The sequence below is a fragment of the Pseudomonas sp. ASL4 genome, assembly GCF_056680395.1.
Genome location: NZ_CM155280.1, coordinates 6,858,854 through 6,879,621 on the forward strand (window position 1 = coordinate 6,858,854; position 20,768 = coordinate 6,879,621).

Below are 20,768 nucleotides of genomic sequence, written 5' to 3' on the forward strand. Positions count from 1 at the left end.
ATTAACGAGTGATGCCGCGAGTCGAAGACTGGATGGAATCACGGAATACCGCGACTTCCGGAAACTGTGCCGAGGGTTCGGCCAGTTCGGCGAGCGCCTGTTCGACCGTCAGGCCCTGGCGGTAAACCACCTTGTAGGCACGACGCAGGGCGTGGATGGCGTCTTCGCTGAAACCGCGACGACGCATCCCTTCAAAGTTCATGCTACGGGCTTCGGCAGGGTTACCGAATACCGTGACGTACGCCGGGACGTCCTTGCCGATGGCGGTGCCCATGCCGGAAAAGCTGTGGGCGCCAATATGGCAATACTGGTGAACCAGAGTGAAACCGGAAAGGATCGCCCAGTCTTCAACGTGCACGTGGCCAGCCAACGCAGTGTTATTGACCAGGATGCAATTGTTGCCAATAACGCTGTCATGGCCAATGTGGGCATAGGCCATGATCAGGTTGTGATCGCCCAGAGTGGTTTCCGAACGGTCCTGCACGGTGCCGCGGTGAATCGTTACGCCTTCGCGGATGACGTTGTGATCACCGATGACCAGGCGGGTTTCTTCGCCTTTGTATTTCAGATCGGGCGTGTCCTCACCTACCGAGGAAAACTGGTAGATGCGGTTGTGCTTACCGATTCGGGTCGGGCCCTTGAGAATCACATGCGGCCCGATCACTGTTCCCTCGCCGATTTCCACACCTGCGCCGACGATCGACCAAGGGCCGACCTCGACGCCGTCGGCCAGGATGGCCGTCGGATCGATGATTGCGCGAGGGTCAATCAAACTCATACTTTTTGTTCCGCACAGATGATCTCGGCCGAGCATACCGGCTTGCCGTCCACCGATGCCTGGCATTCAAACTTCCAGATCTTGCGCTTGCAGCTGATGAACGTGGCTTCAAGGATCAACTGGTCGCCTGGCTTGACCGGCTGACGGAAACGCAGTTTGTCCGAGCCTACGAAGTAGTACAGGGTGCCATCGGCCGGTTTCAGGTCCAGCATCTTGAAACCAAGGATCCCGGCAGCCTGAGCCATCGCTTCGATGATCAGCACGCCTGGCATGATTGGATGCGCAGGGAAGTGACCATTGAAGAACGGCTCGTTGATGCTGACATTCTTGTAGGCGCGAATGCGCTTGCCTTCCACATCCAGATCCACAACCCGGTCCACCAGCAGGAACGGGTAACGGTGAGGCAGGTATTCGCGAATCTCGTTGATGTCCATCATTTCGGGGGGAAGCCTATGTAAAGATTGGAAGCGCGCGACTGAAGCGCGCCCCTCTAGCAAATCAAGGAGGCAGTCTAGCGGCTGTGCTTACTTGATATGGAAAATGGTATCAGCCATCTGATGAAGCATTACCGTCAGGGGTCACTTCCCCTACACGCTTTTCCAGCTGTCGCAGACGCCGCGCGATGTCATCGAGCTGACGGATGCGTGCCGCGCTTTTGCGCCACTCGGCAGCCGGTTGCATGGCTGTACCGGAAGAATAGGAACCCGGCTCGGTAATCGAATGGGTCACCATGGTCATCCCGGTCAGGAAAACGTTGTCACAAACTTCGATATGCCCCACCAGCCCGACGCCACCGGCCAGCATGCAATGCTTGCCTATCTTGGTGCTGCCGGAGATACCTACGCACGCCGCCATGGCGGTGTGATCTCCAACCTGGACGTTGTGAGCAATCTGAATCTGATTGTCGAGCTTCACACCGTTGCCGAGGATGGTATCAGCCAGTGCGCCACGGTCGACGGCGGTATTCACGCCAATCTCCACGTCGTCACCCACCAGCACGCCACCGATCTGGGCAATTTTCTGCCAGACACCTTTCTCGTTGGCAAAACCGAAACCTTCGCCACCGAGTACGGCACCCGACTGAATCACTACACGCTTGCCGATACGCACATCGTGATACAGCGTGACCCGTGGAGCCAGCCAGCCGCCCTCACCGATCTCGCAGCGAGCGCCGATGAAGCAATGAGCCCCGACGGTCACACCCGCAGCAATTCGCGCCGCACTTTCAATCACCGCAAAGGCACCGATGCTCGCCGCCGGATCAACCACCGCGTCCGCTGCCACCACCGCTGTCGGATGAATACCGGCAGCCGCCTTTGGCTTGGGATCGAACAGGTGGGAAATTCGCGCGTAAGCCAAGTACGGATCAGGCACGATCAGCGCATTACCGACAAAACCTTCAGCGTCAGCGGCCTTCAGCAACAGGGCTGCGGCCTGACTGTCCGCCAGGTATTTACGGTATTGAGGGTTTGCCAGAAAGCTCAACTGAGCTGGGCCAGCCTCTTGCAAAGTGGCTAGCCCAGTAATTTCTTTCTCCGGGTCGCCACTCAGGGTGGCGCCGAGGAACTCGGCCAATTGGCCAAGCTTTATAGTCGCTGTCATGGATTACTTCAGCTGATTCATGCGCTCGATAACCTGGCGAGTGATGTCGTACTGAGGTTTGACATCAATCACTGCGCCACGCTCGAAGACCAGGTCAAAAGCACCTTTTTTGATGACTTCTTCCACAGCGCTGTCCAGTTTCGGCTTGAGCTGCTTCAGCATTTCACGGTCAGCAACGGCTTTGGCTTCGTTCAATTCCTTGGACTGGAACTGGAAGTCACGAGCCTTTTGCTTGAATTCAAGCTCCAGACGCTCACGCTCGCCTTGCTGCATCTTGTCGCCACCGGCTACCAGACGGTCCTGGATACCTTTGGCACTGCTTTCCAGCGTCTTGAGCTTGGTCAGCTGCGGACCGAACTTTTTCTCGGCATCCACGGCGTACTTCTTGGCCGCGTCGGATTCCAGCAGGGCCATCTGATAGTTCAGTACAGCGATTTTCATGTCGGCAAAAGCCGGACCTGCTACCAGTACGGTCGCCAGGAGAACCAATTGAGTCAACTTACGCACGATGCACTCCTACAAAATCCATTGTCGTTATCTTGGGTCAGACGCTTAGAACGTCTGGCCGAGGGAGAATTGGAAAATCTGGGTTTCAGCGTTATCCGGTTTCTTGACCGGCATGGCCAACGCGAAACTCAAAGGCCCCAGCGCGGTGACCCAAGTCAGACCAACACCAACGGAACTGGCCATATTGCTCAGGCTGATGTCGTTGCACTGCGTGTTGGACGGTGTTACCCCGTTAGAGTTTGTAGCTTGTTGGCACTTGGAATCGAACACGTTACCCACATCCCAGAATACCGACGTACGCAGGGAGCGCTGGTCCTTGACGAATGGCAGCGGGAACAGAAGCTCTGCACCACCTTGAATCAGAACGTTGCCACCGAATGGCAGTGGATCTTGATCCGGGTCCGCTAATGTTCCGTTGTTGCCCGTGGCAGTTTGACCACGGCTTGGAGTACTGCGCGGACCCAGGGTGCTGTCCTTGAAACCACGAACCGAGTTGAAACCACCAGCATAGTAGTTTTCATAGAATGGCAAGCCATCTGTCGAACCATAACCATCGCCATAACCCAATTCAGTGTGCAGGCGTACGGTGTAGTTTTCGCTCAGAGGCTGGAACAACTGGCCACGGTAGTCGAGTTTGAAGAACGACAGGTCGCTGCCCGGCGTGGTGGCTTCCAGTGTCAAGCTCTGGGAATGACCACGGGTCGCCAGTACACCTTTGTTCAGGGTGGACTCGGACCAGCCGGCCGAAGCCTTGAAGTTCAGGTAGCTATCGCCTTCGCGGTTAACGAAGTCGAAGATTTCGTCGACGGTGTACTGACCTGTCTTGATCTTGTCTTGTTGCGCAGTCAGGCCGAAGGTCAGGCGCGACGTCTCGCTGATCGGATAACCGACGCTTACGCCAGCACCCAGGCTATCTACCGCGTAGCTTGCAACGTTGACGTCGAGGTCTTTGTAGTCAGTGGTGCGATAGAACGCGTTGTAACCCAGGCTCACACCATCAGCAGTCCAGTACGGGTCGACATAACCGAAGTTATAGCGGGTCTGGTATTGGCTTTTGGTCAGGCCGATGCTGACCTTGTTACCGGTACCCAGGAAGTTGTTCTGGGTGATCGAACCACCGAGGATCAGACCGGCGCTCTGGGCGAAACCGACACTGGCGGTAATCGAACCGGAAGCCTGCTCTTCAACGCTGTAGTTCACATCAACCTGGTCATCCACGCCCGGTACGGCAGGCGTTTCAACGTTAACTTCCTTGAAGAAGCCCAGACGTTCAAGACGCGTCTTGGATTGGTCGATCAGGTAGGTCGAAGCCCAGCCGCCTTCCATCTGGCGCATTTCACGACGCAACACTTCGTCCTCAGACTTGGTGTTGCCGCGGAAGTTGATACGGTTTACGTAAGCACGCTTGCCTGGATCAACAGCGAAAGTGATGTCTACCGTGTGGTCATCATCGTGCGGCTGAGGAACGCCGTTGACGTTGGCGAAGGTGTAACCCTCGTTACCGAGACGACGAGTGATCAGTTCCGAGGTAGTGGTCATCAGCTTGCGCGAGAACACCTGGCCTTTCTGAACCAGCAGCAGGGACTTGACCTGGTCTTCAGGCACTTTCAGGTCGCCGCTGAGCTTCACGTCACGAACGGTGTACTTCTCGCCTTCGTTGACATTGACCGTGATGTAGACGTGTTTCTTGTCCGGGGTGATGGACACCTGGGTCGAAGCGATATCCATATTGATATAGCCGCGGTCCAGGTAGTAGGAGCGCAGACGCTCCAGGTCACCGGAAAGTTTTTCACGAGCATACTTGTCGTCGTTCTTGAAGAACGACAGCCAGTTGGTGGTCTTGAGTTCGAACAGGTCGATCAGGTCTTCATCAGGAAAGACCGTGTTACCCACCACGTTGATGTGCTGGATAGCAGCGACGGTGCCTTCATTGATATTGACCTTCAACGCGACGCGGTTACGCGGCTGCGCCACCACTTCGGTGTCGACAGTTGCCGAGTAGCGACCCTGAGCGACGTACTGGCGCTGCAGCTCGTTACGCACACCTTCGAGGGTGGCACGCTGGAAGATCTCGCCTTCGGCCAGGCCAGATTGCTTGAGGCCCTTCATCAGGTCTTCAGTGGAGATGGCCTTGTTACCGTCGATCTCGATACTCGCGACCGAAGGACGCTCGACTACCGTGATAACGAGGACATTGCCTTCGCGACCCAGCTGGATATCTTGAAAGAAACCGGTTTTGAACAACGCACGAGTGGATTCCACCAGGCGACGATCATCCGCCTGTTCGCCGACGTTCAACGGCAAGGCACCAAAGACACTACCCGCGGAGACCCGCTGGAGGCCATTGACGCGAATATCAGAGATAGTGAAGGACTCGGCGTGAACTTCGGCGATCATCAATACGGTGAGAACCGCAGTTAGCAGCAGACGTTTCATGAAGTCCTTTCTTATTCCAACTGGCAATAAACAAACTGCCGCAAAATGCGGCAGATTCGCAATTCAGCGAAGCGTTACAGTCGACCCAGATCATTGACCAGAGCAAGCAACATCACCCCGACCACCAAACTGATGCCGATCTGTATCCCCCAACCCTGCACCCGATCTGACAAGGGGCGACCACGCACCCACTCGATCAGATAAAACAACAAATGTCCCCCATCCAATACAGGAATGGGCAACAAATTCAGAACTCCCAGGCTAATACTCAGATAAGCAAGGAAATTCAGGAAATCAGCGACACCCGACTGGGCAGAAGCGCCCGCCACTTTAGCAATGGTTATCGGTCCACTCAAGTTTTTTACCGAGAGCTCGCCGAACAACATTTTCTTGAGCGAATCGAGGGTCAGTACACTCATGGTCCAGGTGCGTCGGGCACCCTCCCCAATCGCGGCCAGCGGACCGTAGCTGACCTCACGAATCATCTCTGGTGGCCAATCGACTGCTTTCACCCCGGCACCCAGATAACCCGTGGGTGCCTTGCTCTCGCCGCGAGCGGCCAGCGTCACAGGGACGTCGATTTGAGCACCATCGCGCTCAACGCGCAGCATGATTTTGGTATCCGGATGCATACGGACGGTATCAACCACCTGCTGCCAGTCATTGAGCGACTGGCCATCAAGGGTCAACAGACGATCACCGGTCTTCAGACCCGCCGCTTGCGCCGGCCCTTTCGAATCGAGTTCAGCCAGGATCGGCGGTAACGCCGGACGCCATGGGCGAATGCCAAGCGAACGAATCGGGTCCGGCTCATCGGCGCCCTTGAGCCAGTGATCCAGCATCAGCTCTCGAGGTGAATCGGTGGTTGAACCCTGCTCACGCACCAGCAACTGCAAGGCACCGCTCTCGCCAAGGCGACGGACCAATTGCAAATTAACGGCCGCCCACCCGGTAGTCGGCTCGCCATCGATGGCAACGATTTCCTGATTCGGGCTCAAGCCGGCCTTGGCAGCGATGCTGCCCGACTCGACGGCGCCGATAATCGGGCGTACCTGCTCGCTGCCGAGCATGGCCAATACCCAGAAAAAAACCATCGCCAGCAGAAAGTTGGCGATTGGACCCGCAGCAACGATGGCAATGCGTTGGCGGACAGATTTGCGATTGAAGGATTGATCGAGCTGATCGGCGGGTACTTCGCCTTCGCGCTCGTCGAGCATCTTCACGTAGCCGCCCAGCGGGATGGCCGCCAGCACGAACTCAGTGCCTTGCTTGTCATGCCAGCGCAACAACGGCATGCCAAAGCCCACGGAAAAGCGCAGCACTTTGACCCCACAGCGACGCGCGACCCAAAAGTGGCCGAATTCGTGGAAGGTGACCAGCACGCCCAAGGCTACCAGGGTGCCGACAATCATATAGAGCGCGCTCATCTACTTTCTCCGCAATCCTATCCGGTGCTGCATTGGGCCAGCGTACTGCAGCACTTATCGCCCGTGACGACTCAACCACTGCTCGGCCAGCACACGCGCCTTGGCGTCTGCCGTGAACACCGCCTCGAGATCGTTTACCGCAACCACAGGTTCAAGATTCAAGACTTCCTCGATGATACTCGCGATTTCCGGGTAACGAACCCGTCCATCGAGAAAGGCTGCAACAGCCACTTCATTTGCCGCATTGAGCACCGCCGGCGCGCTATTGCCAGCCTCTGCCGCCTGTCGAGCCAGGCGCAGACATGGAAAACGCTCTTCATCGGGCGCCTGGAAATCCAGACGTGCGATGGCAAACAGATCCAGCGGTGCGACCCCCGAGTCGATGCGTTCTGGCCAGGCTAGGGCGTTGGCAATTGGCGTACGCATGTCCGGATTGCCCAACTGCGCCAATACCGAACCATCGACATAATCGACCAGCGAATGAATAACGCTCTGCGGGTGAATCACCACTTCGACCTGGGAGGGCTTGGCATCGAACAGCCAGCAGGCTTCGATCAGCTCGAGCCCTTTGTTCATCATGCTGGCCGAATCGACCGAGATCTTGCGACCCATGGACCAGTTCGGATGGGCACATGCCTGCTCGGGAGTAACATGCGCCAACTCAGCCATCGGCGTCTGTCGGAACGGACCGCCAGAGGCTGTCAGCAAAATCCGACGCACACCGACTGCCCCCAGACCACGAGCAAAATCCTGTGGCATGCACTGGAAAATCGCGTTGTGCTCGCTGTCGATCGGCAGCAGTACCGATCCGCTTTTGCGCACAGCCTGCATGAACAGCGCACCGGACATCACCAGCGCTTCCTTGTTGGCCAGCAGGATTTTCTTGCCCGCCTCGACTGCCGCCAGGGTCGGGCGCAAGCCCGCCGCGCCAACGATGGCCGCCATGACCGCGTCGACCTCAGGATCGGCAGCGACCTGGCAAAGGCCCTCCTCCCCCACCAGAACACGAGTCGACAGACCGGCCGCGTGCAAGTCGTCCTGCAAACCACGGGCAGCGCCCGCTTCAGGCACGACTGCATAACGTGGAGTGTGCCGTACACACAAGGCCAGCAGCTCACTCAGTCGAGTGAAACCACTCAGCGCGAAAACCTGATAGCGCTCGGGATGACGAGCAATGACATCCAGGGTGCTCAGGCCAATCGAACCGGTCGCCCCCAGAACGGTAATCTGCTGTGGGCGGCTCACGGTGCCGCCATCCACAACAGCACCGCAAACACAGGGATCGCCGCCGTCAGGCTATCGATACGGTCCAGAATACCGCCGTGACCCGGCAGCAGATTGCTGCTGTCCTTGATCCCGGACTGGCGCTTGAACATGCTTTCGGTGAGGTCGCCCACCACCGAAATGAACACGATCAATGCTGCGCCGATCAGACCTTTAAACAGCTCCGCCACCGTCCAGTCGCGAACCAGGCCGACAATCAACGTGATAACCAGGCTCAGCGCCAGGCCACCGTAGACGCCTTCCCAGCTTTTGCCAGGACTGACCTGCGGCGCGAGCTTGCGCTTGCCGAAAGCCCGACCGGAAAAGTACGCACCGATATCGGCACCCCAGACCAGCACCATGACCGCCATGATCAGCCAGTTGCCCAAAGGCTCTTGCTTGATCTGCACCAGACCTTGCCAGGCCGGCAACAGGATCAACAGGCCGATCACCAGTTTGCAGGCCGCGCTGGCCCAGTGTTCGCTGGAGCGTGGATACGTCAGCACCAGATAGGTTGCCACCGCCCACCACAGCACAGAGGCGCCCAACACCCAAGGCGCGAGCCCGGGAAGGATATGCATGACAAACAGCATCAGCGCGACCACAGCGGCATAGGCAACACGAATCGGCTGAGCAGTGAAACCTGCCAGACGAGCCCACTCCCATGCACCCAGGGTCACGACCAGCCCGATGAACAGCGCAAAACCGGAGCCTTCGAGCAGGAAAAACCCGCACAAGGCAATCGGTAGAAGGATCAGCGCAGTGATGATTCGTTGTTTAAGCATTAAACCCGGGCTCCAGCCTCGACCTGCTCGCTCGTCTTACCGAAGCGGCGCTGCCGAGAAGCGAAATCGGCCAGCGCAGTGCGCATGGCGTCGTGTTTGAAGTCCGGCCAGAACAGGTCGGAGAAGTACAGTTCGGTGTAAGCCAGCTGCCACAGCAGGAAATTGCTGATGCGGTGCTCGCCACCGGTACGAATGCACAAGTCCGGCATAGGCAGATCGCCAGTCACCAGACAGGTTTGCAGCAATTCCGGGGTGATGTCTTCCGGACGCAGATGCCCGGCCTGGACTTCGCGCGCCAGACGCTGTGCGGCTTGTGCGATATCCCACTGACCACCGTAGTTGGCGGCGATCTGCAGGATAAAGCGATTGGTACCGGCAGTAATCGCCTCGGCTTCGCGCATGGCAGCTTGAAGCTCGGGGTGAAAACGCGAACGGTCGCCAATGATGCGCAGGCTGATGTTGTTGTCGTTGAGGCGCTTGGCCTCACGACGCAACGCCTTGAAGAACAGGTCCATCAAGGCGCTGACTTCATCGGCCGGACGCTGCCAGTTTTCACTGGAGAAGGCGAACAGGGTCAGCACCTCGACCTTGGCCTCGGCGCACACCTCGATCACTGCACGAACGGCATCCACACCCGCTTTATGCCCGGCAACACCCGGCATAAAGCGTTTTTTCGCCCAGCGATTGTTACCATCCATGATGATCGCGACATGGCGCGGCACCGCGGACGGCGCAGTCTGCTTGGTCTTATCCATGAAAACGGGACCCTTATACGGCCATCAGGTCCGCTTCTTTTTGCTTGGTGGCTGCATCGATGTCAGCCTCAGCCTTGTCGGTCAGCTTCTGGATATCGGCAGCGCCACGACGCTCTTCGTCTTCGCTGATTTCCTTGTCCTTGACCAGTTTCTTAAGCTCACCCAGTGCGTCGCGGCGAATGTTGCGCACGGCAACGCGAGCATCTTCAGCTGCGCTACGCGCCTGTTTGGTGAAGCCCTTGCGGGTTTCTTCAGTCAGGGCAGGCATGGAGATCAGCAGCAACTCGCCCAGGTTGGTCGGGTTGAGGTTCAGGCCAGCACTCTGGATTGCCTTGTCGACGGCCGCGAGCATGTTGCGCTCAAACGCCACGACCTGCAGGGTCCGGGAATCTTTCACGGTAACGTTGGCAACGCCGCTCAATGGGGTGTCAGCGCCGTAGTAAGGAACCATCACGCTACCGAGGATGCTCGGGTGCGCCTTGCCGGTACGAATCTGACCAAATGCATGGGACAGAGACTCCAGGGATTTCTGCATACGCTCTTGAGCGTCTTTCTTGATTTCGTTGATCATTGTTGGCCTTCCTCGATCAGGGTCCCTTCAGCGCCGCCATGCACGATATTCAGCAGGGCGCCAGGTTTGTTCATGTTAAAAACGCGCAACGGCATCTTGTGGTCGCGGCACAGGCAAATGGCCGTCAGATCCATCACGCCCAGCTTGCGATCCAGCACTTCATCGTAAGTCAGATGATCGAACTTCTCGGCATGCGGGTCTTTGAATGGATCGGCGGTGTAGACGCCATCGACCTTGGTCGCCTTGAGCACGACATCGGCATCGATTTCGATTGCACGCAGGCAAGCGGCCGAATCCGTGGTGAAGAACGGGTTGCCAGTACCGGCCGCGAAAATCACGACTTCCTTGGCGTTCAGGTGGCGCATGGCCTTGCGACGATCGTAGTGATCGGTCACGCCAACCATGGAAATGGCCGACATCACGATGGCCGAGATATTGGCACGCTCCAGCGCATCACGCATGGCCAGGGCGTTCATCACAGTGGCCAGCATGCCCATGTGGTCACCCGTTACCCGATCCATACCGGCCGCGCTCAGCGCTGCACCGCGGAACAGGTTGCCGCCGCCGATCACCAGACCGACCTGTACACCGATGCCGACCAGTTGGCCAACTTCCAGCGCCATGCGATCCAGAACTTTCGGATCAATCCCGAACTCTTCCGAGCCCATCAGGGCCTCGCCGCTAAGCTTGAGTAGAATGCGTTTATAGCGAGCCTGATAACCACTGCCCTGCTGAGCCATTGCGAATCTCTCCTGCGGCGTATTTTAAAAATTCTTTGCGAGCTGTTTACAGCTGGCGTTCACTCTAGCTTGGCGCTGCTTCAGCGCCATCGGAACATGGCTTTGTAAGCCAGTTCCAAAGGGAAACCAATTAAAAAATTGATACCCCATCTGAAAAGAGGCTGCGCGCGTAAGCGGGCAGCCTCTTCAGGGCGACAGTTTAAAAAACCGTCTTATTGCTTGGCGGCAGCCAGCTGGGCAGCAACTTCTTCAGCGAAGTTGTCGACCGGCTTCTCGATGCCATCGCCTACTTTGAAGTAGGTGAAGGAAACGATTTCAGCACCGGCTTTCTTGGCCAGTTCGCCAACCTTGATTTCAGGGTTCTTGACGAACGCCTGCTCAACCAGGCTCGCTTCAGCCAGGAACTTGCTGATACGGCCTTTGACCATGTTTTCAACAATGTTTTCTGGCTTGCCGGCGATCTTGTCAGCGTTGAGGGTCAGGAACACGCCCTTCTCACGCTCAACCGCTTCAGCGGAAACTTCCGATGGCAGCAGGAATTCAGGGTTGGTCGCCGCTACGTGCATGGCGATGTCTTTGGCCAGCTCAACGCTGCCGCCTTTAAGGGCAACCACAACACCGATCTTGTTGCCGTGCAGGTAACCACCAACAACATCACCTTCAACGCGAGCCAGGCGACGGATGTTGACGTTTTCGCCAACCTTGCCGACCAGAACCAGGCGATCGGCTTCTTGAGCGGCGATCAGCGGAGCAACGTCAGTCAGTTTGTCAGCGAACGCTTTTTCAACGCTGGAAGCGACAAATGCCTTGAAGTCATCCTGCAAAGCCAGGAAGTCGGTCTGCGAGTTCACTTCCAGCAGAACGGCGGATTTACCGTCTTCCTTCAGAGAGATTGCGCCTTCAGCAGCCACGTTGCCTGCTTTCTTGGCAGCCTTGATAGCGCCAGAAGCACGCATGTCATCAATGGCTTTTTCGATGTCGCCGCCGGCCTTGGTCAAGGCCTTTTTGCAATCCATCATGCCTTCGCCAGTACGCTCACGCAGTTCTTTAACCAACGCTGCAGTAATCTCTGCCATTTCAAAAATCCTCTTGGATAGGTTATCAACCATTCCACCCGATCAAACGGGCGTTCAATTCTTCCCGAACCTTCTTGTAGCCGCTGCACGTTACAAAGCTGTAGCTGCGCTGCCGACAAACGGTTTTCGAGGTGGCAAAAAGGGGGCCAAGCCCCCTTTTTGCTTACTGAGTTAACGCCAAGGCGTCAATTACTCAGCTGCTGCTACCGGAGCTTCTTCAACGAACTGCTCGGTGCCGCCAGCAACGTGGTTGCGACCGCGGATTACAGCGTCAGCCATCGAACCCATGTACAACTGGATAGCGCGGATTGCGTCATCGTTGCCTGGGATGATGTAGTCAACGCCTTCCGGGCTGCTGTTGGTATCGACTACGCCGATAACCGGGATGCCCAGCTTGTTGGCTTCGGTGATCGCGATGCGCTCGTGATCAACGTCGATAACGAACAGTGCGTCTGGCAGACCGCCCATGTCCTTGATACCACCCAGGGAACGATCGAGCTTCTCAAGATCGCGAGTGCGCATCAGCGCTTCTTTCTTGGTCAGCTTGGCGAAAGTACCGTCTTCGGCTTGCACTTCAAGGTCACGCAGACGCTTGATGGAAGCACGGATGGTTTTGAAGTTGGTCAGCATGCCGCCCAACCAGCGGTGATCGACGTACGGCGAACCGCAACGTGCTGCTTCTTCAGCAACGATCTTGCCAGCGGAACGCTTGGTGCCGACGAACAGAATCTTGTTTTTGCCCTGGGCCAGACGCTCTACGAAAGTCAGAGCTTCGTTGAACATTGGCAGGGTTTTTTCAAGGTTGATGATGTGGATCTTGTTACGCGCGCCGAAAATGTATTTACCCATTTTCGGGTTCCAGTAACGGGTTTGGTGACCGAAGTGCACACCGGCCTTCAGCATATCGCGCATGTTGACTTGGGACATGATAGTTCCTTAATAAGTCGGGTTTGGCCTCCACGTATCCCAATGACCAACCAGCAGCATCAGCTGAAGGCACCCAGGTCATCGTGTCGACACGTGTGTGGATTTAAGCCTTTCGGGGTATACCCGGAAAGCGGCGCATTTTATATCACAAGGCTGTAAAAAACGGAACCCGGATTCTCAATTCCTGGCGCGCGCCTTCAATCGCGCCCTTGGAATCGCTCAAGAATGCGCCTATCTATAGAGAGAAGCGATGCACAGAGGCTCAGATTTGCGCTGATCGTCTGTTAGAATCGCGTTTTTCAGGGCCGCGAATATCAACCGCGCAACGCCCATTCCGAATTAGAAAGCGCCATTGAGCGCAGAGAGAGCCTGTATGACCGTCACCCTCAAAACCCCAGAGGACATCGCAAAAATGCGGATCGCCGGCAAACTGGCCGCCGATGTGCTGGAAATGATTGCCGAACATGTCAAACCGGGCATCACCACCGAAGAACTGGACCGCATCTGCCACGACTACATCGTCAACGAGCAGCAAGCCATCCCTGCCCCGCTCAACTACAAAGGCTTCCCGAAGTCGATCTGCACCTCGATCAACCACGTGGTCTGCCACGGTATCCCGAACGAGAAAGCGCTGAAGGATGGCGACACGCTGAACATCGACGTCACGGTGATCAAGGATGGCTACCACGGCGACACCAGCCGTATGTTCCACGTCGGTACCGTGCCGGTCTGGGCCGAGCGCCTGTCGCAGATCACTCAGGAATGCATGTACAAAGCCATTGAACTGGTCAAACCCGGCTGCCGCCTGGGCGACATTGGTGAAGTGATCCAGAAACACGCCGAGAAGAACGGTTTCTCGGTGGTTCGCGAGTTCTGCGGCCACGGCATCGGCAAGGTGTTCCACGAAGAGCCGCAGATCCTGCACTACGGCCGCGCCGGCACCGGCATGGAACTCAAGGCGGGCATGACCTTCACCATCGAGCCGATGATCAACCAGGGCAAGGCCGATACCAAGGTACTGGGCGACGGCTGGACCGCGATCACCAAGGACCGCAAACTTTCCGCCCAGTGGGAACACACCCTGCTGGTGACCGACACCGGTTATGAGATCTTCACCCTGCGCGCCGATGACACTATCGCGCGCGTTTCGGCCTGATCGACCCGTTCTGCCCATAGCCTTATAGAAAGGAAAGCCAATCGATGCCGCAGGTGGATCCCGAACTCTTCGACCGTGGCCAGTTCCAGGCTGAACTAGCCCTGAAGGCAAGCCCGATCGCGGCCTTCAAGAAGGCGATTCGCCAGGCCCGCGAGGTGCTCGACGGGCGCTTTCGCAGCGGCCGGGACATTCGCCGGCTGATCGAGGATCGCGCCTGGTTCGTCGATAACATCCTGCAAAAGGCTTGGGAGCAGTTCAACTGGAGCGAAGACGCCGACATCGCGCTGGTCGCGGTCGGCGGCTACGGTCGCGGCGAGTTGCACCCCTATTCCGACATTGATCTGCTGATCCTGCTGGACAGCGCTGACCACGAAGTCTTCCGCGATTCCATCGAGCGTTTTCTGACCCTGTTGTGGGACATCGGCCTGGAAGTCGGTCAGAGCGTTCGCTCGGTGGACGAATGCGCCGTCGAGGCCCGCGCCGACCTGACGGTCGTCACCAATCTGATGGAAAGCCGCACCATCTGCGGCCCCGAGCGCTTGCGCCAGCGCATGCTGGACGTTACCAGCACCGCGCACATGTGGCCGAGCAAGGACTTCTTCCTGGCCAAACGTGCCGAGCAGAAGGCCCGTCACCACAAGTACAACGACACCGAATACAACCTGGAACCCAACGTCAAAGGCTCGCCTGGCGGCTTGCGGGATATTCAGACGATTCTCTGGGTCGCCCGTCGCGAGTACGGCACCCTCAACTTGCGGGCCCTGGCCGGCGAAGGCTTTTTGGTAGAGAGCGAAAACGCCCTGCTGGCCTCGTCCCAGGAGTTCTTGTGGAAGGTCCGTTACGCCCTACACATGCTCGCCGGGCGCTCCGAGGACCGCTTGCTGTTCGACCACCAGCGCTCCATCGCCGGGCTGCTGGGCTTCAAAGGCGATGACGCCAAGCAAACCATCGAAAACTTCATGCAGCAGTATTACCGGGTGGTCATGAGCATTGCCCAGCTCAGCGACCTGATCATCCAGCATTTCGAGGAAGTCATCCTCGCGCCGGAAGACGAAGCGCCGCCGCAGCCGATCAACTCGCGATTCCAGCTGCACGATGGCTACATCGAGGCACGCAACAACAACGTGTTCCGCCGCACGCCGTTCGCCATGCTCGAGATCTTCGTGCTGATGGCCCAGCAACCGGAGATCAAAGGCGTTCGCGCCGATACCATCCGTCTGCTGCGCGAACACCGTCACTTGATCGACGACGACTTCCGCAACGACATCCGCAACACCAGCCTGTTCATCGAGCTGTTCAAGTGCAAGATCGGCATTCACCGCAACCTGCGACGGATGAACCGTTACGGCATCCTTGGGCGCTATTTGCCGGAGTTCGGCTTTATCGTCGGGCAGATGCAGCACGACCTGTTTCACATCTATACGGTCGACGCTCACACCCTGAACCTGATCAAGCATCTGCGTAAGTTGCAGTACACCCAGGTGTCGGAAAAATTCCCGCTGGCCAGCAAGCTCATGGGCAAACTGCCCAAGCCCGAACTGATCTACCTGGCCGGCCTGTACCACGACATCGGCAAGGGCCGGCACGGCGACCATTCGGACATTGGCGCCGTGGATGCCGAAGCCTTTTGCCAGCGCCATCAGTTGCCGGTATGGGATAGCCGGCTGATCGTCTGGCTGGTGCAAAACCATCTGGTGATGTCGACCACCGCCCAGCGCAAGGACTTGTCCGACCCGCAGGTCATTCACGACTTCGCGCAGATTGTCGGCGATGAAACCCATCTCGATTATCTGTACGTGCTGACCGTCGCCGACATCAACGCCACCAACCCGACGCTGTGGAACTCCTGGCGCGCCAGCCTGTTGCGCCAGCTCTACACCGAGACCAAGCGTGCCTTGCGCCGCGGCCTGGAAAACCCGGTGGACCGCGAAGAGCAAATCCGCCAGACCCAGAGCGCTGCCCTGGACATCCTGGTGCGCGGCGGCACCGACCCGGACGATGTCGAGCAGTTGTGGGCGCAATTGGGCGATGACTATTTCCTGCGTCATACCGCTGGCGATGTGGCCTGGCACAGTGACGCGATCCTCCAGCAACCGGCCGACGGCGGCCCGCTGGTGCTGATCAAGGAAACCACCCAGCGCGAATTCGAAGGCGGCACGCAGATCTTCATCTACGCGCCGGACCAGCATGACTTCTTCGCCGTGACCGTGGCCGCGATGGACCAGCTCAACCTGAACATTCATGACGCCCGGGTTATCACCTCCAGCAGTCAGTTCACCCTCGACACCTACATCGTGCTCGACACCGACGGCGACTCAATCGGTGACAATCCAACGCGGGTCAAGCAGATCCGCGAGGGCCTGACCGAAGCCCTGCGTAACCCGGACGACTACCCGACGATCATCCAGCGCCGGGTACCGCGCCAGCTCAAGCATTTCGCGTTTGCACCACAGGTGACGATCCACAACGACGCCCAGCGCCCGGTCACAGTACTGGAGCTGAGCGCACCCGACCGCCCGGGCCTGCTGGCGCGGATCGGCACGATCTTCCTCGAGTTCGACCTGTCGTTGCAGAACGCCAAGATTGCCACCCTCGGCGAGCGCGTGGAAGACGTGTTCTTTATCACCGACGCACACAACCAGCCCTTGTCCGACCCGCTGCTGTGCAGCCGCTTGCAGGATGCAATCGTTGAACAGTTGAGCGTCAGCCACGAACCGGATATCAAACTGTCGCGCATCAGCATTTGAACTAACAAATTTCCCCTGTTGGAGCGGGCTTGTGTGGCGAGGGGGCTTGCCCCCGTTGGGCTGCGAAGCGGCCCAAAAATCTGCAACCGCGGTGTATCAGGTACACCGCATACAATGTTTACGACAGCTGCGCAGCCGAACGGGGGCAAGCCCCCTCGCCACAAAAGCCAGCGCCCACATTGCATGAGATCTATCGATGAACAACGCTCTGAACCAGCTGCAACCCTACCCGTTCGAGAAGCTCCGCGCCCTGCTCGGCAGCGTCACGCCAAACCCGGACAAGCGCCCTATCGCGTTGTCCATCGGTGAACCGAAGCACCGTTCGCCAAGCTTTGTCGCCGAAGCCCTGGCCAACAACCTGGATCAGATGGCCGTGTACCCGACCACCCTCGGTATCCCGGCTCTGCGTGAAGCCATCGCCGCCTGGTGTGAACGTCGTTTCAACGTCCCAAGCGGCTGGCTCGACCCGGCGCGCAATGTACTGCCGGTCAACGGCACCCGTGAAGCGCTGTTTGCCTTCACCCAAACCGTTGTCAATCGTGGCGAAGACGCGCTGGTGGTCAGCCCGAACCCGTTCTATCAGATCTACGAAGGCGCCGCGTTCCTCGCCGGTGCCAAGCCGCATTACCTGCCATGCCTGGACGAAAACGGCTTCAACCCGGATTTCGACGCCGTCTCGCCAGACATCTGGAAACGCTGCCAGATCCTGTTCCTGTGCTCGCCGGGCAACCCGACCGGCGCGTTGATCCCGGTTGAAACCCTGAAAAAGCTGATCGCCTTGGCCGACGAATACGACTTCGTGATCGCCGCCGACGAGTGCTACAGCGAGCTGTACTTCGACGAACAAACCCCGCCAGCCGGCCTGCTCAGCGCCTGCGTCGAACTGGGCCGCAAGGACTTCAAGCGCTGCGTGGTCTTCCACAGCCTGTCCAAGCGCTCCAACCTGCCGGGCCTGCGTTCGGGTTTTGTGGCCGGTGATGCCGACATCCTCAAGGGCTTCCTGCTCTATCGCACCTACCACGGCTGCGCGATGCCGGTTCAAACCCAACTGGCCAGTGTCGCTGCATGGAACGACGAAGTGCATGTACGCGCCAACCGGGCGCTGTATCGCGAGAAGTACGATGCGGTGCTGGAAATCCTCAGCCCGGTGATGGATGTGCAGCGTCCGGACGGTGGTTTCTACCTCTGGCCAAGCGTTGAAGGCGATGACGAGGCGTTCTGCCGGGATTTGTTTGTGCAAGAACATGTGACTGTAGTGCCGGGGTCTTATCTGTCCCGCGACGTTGATGGTTTCAATCCGGGCGCCGGGCGCGTGCGTATGGCATTGGTTGCGCCGCTGGCGGAGTGTGTCGAAGCGGCCGAACGAATTCGCGCGTTTATTACCAACAAGTCATAAGCAGTCGCCACTATATAACCCGCCCGGTGCAATGCCGCGCGGGTTTGTTCTTATAAAGTAACAGCCTCACTCATTTTTAAACTTAACAACTTGGCGCATCTCGCTTAGCCTTTCATTACATACCAAATGCCCGAAATGACTCAGGCATAAGTTTTAATGTACATGGAAGTCCACAATGAACAACGCACTACCCTGCCAAATTAAAGTAGCCGACGACATCAATGCTTCTTATGAAGTCGCCATCGCCGAAAACCCTGCGAATCGCGGCGCGTCTACACCCGGACGCCGAAAGCGTGCAGCCGTCAAGCACACTCACTTCTGGGCACCGGGCCGCACATTGCGCATTGCCTTTCTAAGCGGTGATCAAGTATTCAAGGATGCAACCAAAGCCGCCGCAAACAATTGGTTACCGCACATCAATCTGAAGTTCGACTTCGTCGGCGGTGAAGAAGGTGATATCCGCATTATTGTCGCGCCGGGCACTTACTGGTCGACGGTCGGTACAGATGCCTTGCTACATGAAGAAGGCCCGACCATGGGACTGTCACCGGACATGCGCATGCCGGCGTTTTTTGCCGCCAATGTGATGCACGAGTTTGGCCATGTACTGGGCGCCCAACATGAACACCAACATCCCGAAATGACCATTCCGTGGAACAGGCGAAAGTTGTATGAGGCCTTTGGCGCGGATGAACACGCGGATGAAGATCACTACATGCGCACGATGCTCGACGAACGCTACCTCAAGCGCCTGGATGCCAATGAAGTCAGGCACTCAGCCTATGATCCGAAGTCCATCATGCACTACGCCATCCGTGAGGAATGGACCGACGATGGCTTCAAGATTGACCTGAATCTGGTGCTCAGTGAAAAGGACAAGGCGTTCATGGCCGAGGCCTACCCTTACCCTGACGTGCAAAGTGAACCTATTTGACCTGCCCCAGATTAGCCTCACTTAAATCCAGCTCCCCCAATACTTCACGCAGTACGTCATCACCAATTTGGTGATGACGACTGAGGCTGTACAACTCCAGGCGTTGCGCCCGCAGCGCTTTCAAACGCAAGCGGCGCTCCAGCAAATCCATCTGAAACGCCAAGGCCTGGGCTTCGGCGGAATCGTTAAAGACTTCCAGTTGATGACGATACTCGGACATGATTCGCGCCTTGAGCTCCGCCGCCAACGCCGCCTCTGCCGCATCTACAGGCTTGGCCTCTTCGACTTCCAGCGCATGGATCGCCGCTTCAGCGGTTTTTCGCCAGGCGTCGCGCACTTCATTGCGGCGCTTGTCGTCTGGGCTTTTCTCGATACCACGCAACAACAGCGGCAAGGCGATGCACGCGGCAATCAGCGACAGCAGAATCACCCCGGCGGCGATGAAAATCAGCAGGTCACGCTCGGGAAACGCGTCGTTCCCCATCAACAGCGGCACCGACAGCACACCCGCCAGGGTCACCGCGCCGCGTACGCCACCGACCGTCAGCAACCAGCAGGACCGCGCCGTGGGCACCAGCGTCAGCTCGCCCTTACCGCGCCATCGCCGCAGCAGCCCCGACACCCGCCAAATGCTCTGCACCCAGATAAACCGCAACACCAGTAACACCATAAAAACCGCCACAACGTCCAGGCAACGGTAGAGCAACGTCGGCCACATTGACGCTTCCTGGCTGGCCACCGCCTTGATGATGTCCGGCAGCTGCAAGCCCAGCAGCAGGAAGATCAAGCCGTTGAAGGCGAATTCCAGCAATGACCAGACGCTGCGATTGAGCAAACGCGTGCTGGTCTGACGCGGCAGCAGGTCGAGCCAGCTCTGCATCATCCCCGCTGCCACTGCCGACAAAATGCCCGAGGCACCGAGCCGTTCGGCCAGTACGTAAGCGGCGAACGGCAGCAACAGCATGAACACCACGTGAGTCGCCGGGTCATCCCAGCCTCGGGCGATCATCCACGAGCGCAAGCGACCGACCAGCCAACTCAGCGCCACACCGGTGGCCAGACCACCCACTGCCACCAACACGAACGTCAGACTGGCATTGGCCAGGGAAAACACCCCGGTTATGGCCGCCGCCAAGGCAAACTTGAAGGTCACCAGGCCCGAGGCGTCGTTCATCAAAGCCTCGCCCTGGAGCATGTGCATCAACGGTGTCGGCAAGCGGTTCTGGGAAATCGCCGAGACCGCCACGGCGTCGGTCGGCGACAACACCGCCGCCAATGCGAACGCCACCGGCAGCGCAATACTCGGCAATAGCCAATGAATGAAATACCCGGCGCCGACCACGGTGAACAGCACCAACCCCACGGCCAGGGTCAGGATCGGCCCGCGCAAGCGCCACAACTCACGCTTGGGCATGCGCCAGCCATCGGAAAACAACAACGGCGGCAGAAACAGAAAGAGGAACAGTTCCGGATCAAGCGCCACATGCAGCCCCAACGTCGGCCAAGCCAGCAAAGCGCCCGCACCGATCTGCACCAACGGCAACGGCAGCGGGATCACTCGCCCGATCAGGCGTGAAACGCCGACCAACATCAGCATGATCAGGACGGTGTAGGCGGTTTGCATAAAGCGCTTTTCCCAGGCTATCGACAGCATTGAAGTGCCATATT

The 20,768-nt window shown here is 58.0% G+C and carries 18 protein-coding genes; 4 read left to right on the forward strand and 14 right to left on the reverse strand.

All coding sequences use genetic code 11. The features are described from left to right. Nucleotide 1 precedes the first annotated feature (1 nt). The 13 genes from lpxA to rpsB all read right to left on the reverse strand — a co-directional run bounded on the left by lpxA (nt 2) and on the right by rpsB (nt 12,867). The gene (gene lpxA, locus AC1MEW_RS31455) at nt 2-778 is read right to left on the reverse strand and encodes an acyl-ACP--UDP-N-acetylglucosamine O-acyltransferase (protein ID WP_201201079.1); all 777 of its coding nucleotides are present in this window, start codon (nt 776-778) and stop codon (nt 2-4) included. Continuing rightward, the gene (gene fabZ / locus AC1MEW_RS31460) at nt 775-1,215 is read right to left on the reverse strand and encodes a 3-hydroxyacyl-ACP dehydratase FabZ (protein WP_201195505.1); all 441 of its coding nucleotides are present in this window, start codon (nt 1,213-1,215) and stop codon (nt 775-777) included. The genes lpxA and fabZ overlap by 4 nt, the downstream gene beginning before the upstream one ends. Before the next feature lie 109 nt (nt 1,216-1,324). Then, on the reverse strand, nt 1,325-2,380 hold the full coding sequence (lpxD, locus tag AC1MEW_RS31465) for a UDP-3-O-(3-hydroxymyristoyl)glucosamine N-acyltransferase (RefSeq protein WP_201201077.1): 1,056 nt from the start codon (nt 2,378-2,380) through the stop codon (nt 1,325-1,327). 3 nt (nt 2,381-2,383) lie between these two features. Continuing rightward, a complete protein-coding gene (locus tag AC1MEW_RS31470; RefSeq protein ID WP_054047181.1) occupies nt 2,384-2,887 on the reverse strand; it encodes an OmpH/Skp family outer membrane protein in 504 nt (167 codons plus the stop codon). Between the two features lie 45 nt (nt 2,888-2,932). After that, nucleotides 2,933-5,323, reverse strand: a complete 2,391-nt coding sequence (gene bamA / locus AC1MEW_RS31475; protein ID WP_201201075.1) for an outer membrane protein assembly factor BamA — start codon at nt 5,321-5,323, stop codon at nt 2,933-2,935. A 74-nt stretch (nt 5,324-5,397) separates the two neighbouring features. Further along, entirely contained in the window at nt 5,398-6,750 is a 1,353-nt protein-coding gene (gene rseP, locus AC1MEW_RS31480) for a sigma E protease regulator RseP (RefSeq protein ID WP_201201074.1), read from the reverse strand. Nucleotides 6,751-6,804: 54 nt separating this feature from the next. Beyond that, a complete protein-coding gene (gene ispC / locus AC1MEW_RS31485; protein WP_201201072.1) occupies nt 6,805-7,995 on the reverse strand; it encodes a 1-deoxy-D-xylulose-5-phosphate reductoisomerase in 1,191 nt (396 codons plus the stop codon). Then, nucleotides 7,992-8,798 carry a phosphatidate cytidylyltransferase gene (locus AC1MEW_RS31490; RefSeq protein WP_201201070.1) on the reverse strand — a complete coding sequence of 269 codons (807 nt, stop codon included), beginning with the start codon at nt 8,796-8,798 and terminating at the stop codon, nt 7,992-7,994. The genes ispC and AC1MEW_RS31490 overlap by 4 nt, the downstream gene beginning before the upstream one ends. Beyond that, nucleotides 8,798-9,553, reverse strand: a complete 756-nt coding sequence (gene uppS, locus AC1MEW_RS31495) for a polyprenyl diphosphate synthase (RefSeq protein ID WP_201201068.1) — start codon at nt 9,551-9,553, stop codon at nt 8,798-8,800. Before uppS ends, AC1MEW_RS31490 begins: the two co-directional genes overlap by 1 nt. Nucleotides 9,554-9,566: 13 nt before the next feature. After that, on the reverse strand, nt 9,567-10,124 hold the full coding sequence (gene frr, locus AC1MEW_RS31500; RefSeq protein ID WP_201201059.1) for a ribosome recycling factor: 558 nt from the start codon (nt 10,122-10,124) through the stop codon (nt 9,567-9,569). Then, entirely contained in the window at nt 10,121-10,864 is a 744-nt protein-coding gene (gene pyrH, locus AC1MEW_RS31505; protein WP_003172271.1) for a UMP kinase, read from the reverse strand. The genes frr and pyrH overlap by 4 nt, the downstream gene beginning before the upstream one ends. A 212-nt stretch (nt 10,865-11,076) precedes the next feature. Next, nucleotides 11,077-11,940, reverse strand: coding sequence for a translation elongation factor Ts (gene tsf / locus AC1MEW_RS31510; RefSeq protein WP_201201057.1), 864 nt, complete (start codon nt 11,938-11,940; stop codon nt 11,077-11,079). A 189-nt stretch (nt 11,941-12,129) separates the two neighbouring features. After that, nucleotides 12,130-12,867 (reverse strand): 30S ribosomal protein S2, encoded by a 738-nt coding sequence (gene rpsB / locus AC1MEW_RS31515; RefSeq protein ID WP_003219330.1) that lies wholly within the window; start codon nt 12,865-12,867, stop codon nt 12,130-12,132. Between the two features lie 373 nt (nt 12,868-13,240). On the opposite strand from rpsB, the gene map reads away from it, so the two are divergent. The 4 genes from map to AC1MEW_RS31535 all read left to right on the forward strand — a co-directional run bounded on the left by map (nt 13,241) and on the right by AC1MEW_RS31535 (nt 19,100). Beyond that, on the forward strand, nt 13,241-14,023 hold the full coding sequence (gene map, locus AC1MEW_RS31520; protein WP_201201055.1) for a type I methionyl aminopeptidase: 783 nt from the start codon (nt 13,241-13,243) through the stop codon (nt 14,021-14,023). A 44-nt stretch (nt 14,024-14,067) separates the two neighbouring features. Then, nucleotides 14,068-16,770 (forward strand): [protein-PII] uridylyltransferase, encoded by a 2,703-nt coding sequence (locus AC1MEW_RS31525; protein ID WP_201201053.1) that lies wholly within the window; start codon nt 14,068-14,070, stop codon nt 16,768-16,770. Between the two features lie 196 nt (nt 16,771-16,966). Continuing rightward, entirely contained in the window at nt 16,967-18,166 is a 1,200-nt protein-coding gene (gene dapC / locus AC1MEW_RS31530) for a succinyldiaminopimelate transaminase (RefSeq protein WP_480424790.1), read from the forward strand. 175 nt (nt 18,167-18,341) lie between these two features. Beyond that, complete coding sequence (locus AC1MEW_RS31535) at nt 18,342-19,100, forward strand: zinc metalloprotease (RefSeq protein ID WP_480424792.1); 759 nt, start codon at nt 18,342-18,344, stop codon at nt 19,098-19,100. Here the strand turns inward: AC1MEW_RS31535 and AC1MEW_RS31540 are convergent. After that, nucleotides 19,093-20,724 carry a Na+/H+ antiporter gene (locus AC1MEW_RS31540; RefSeq protein ID WP_201201043.1) on the reverse strand — a complete coding sequence of 544 codons (1,632 nt, stop codon included), beginning with the start codon at nt 20,722-20,724 and terminating at the stop codon, nt 19,093-19,095. The genes AC1MEW_RS31535 and AC1MEW_RS31540 overlap by 8 nt on opposite strands. Between the last annotated feature and the right edge of the window lie 44 nt (nt 20,725-20,768).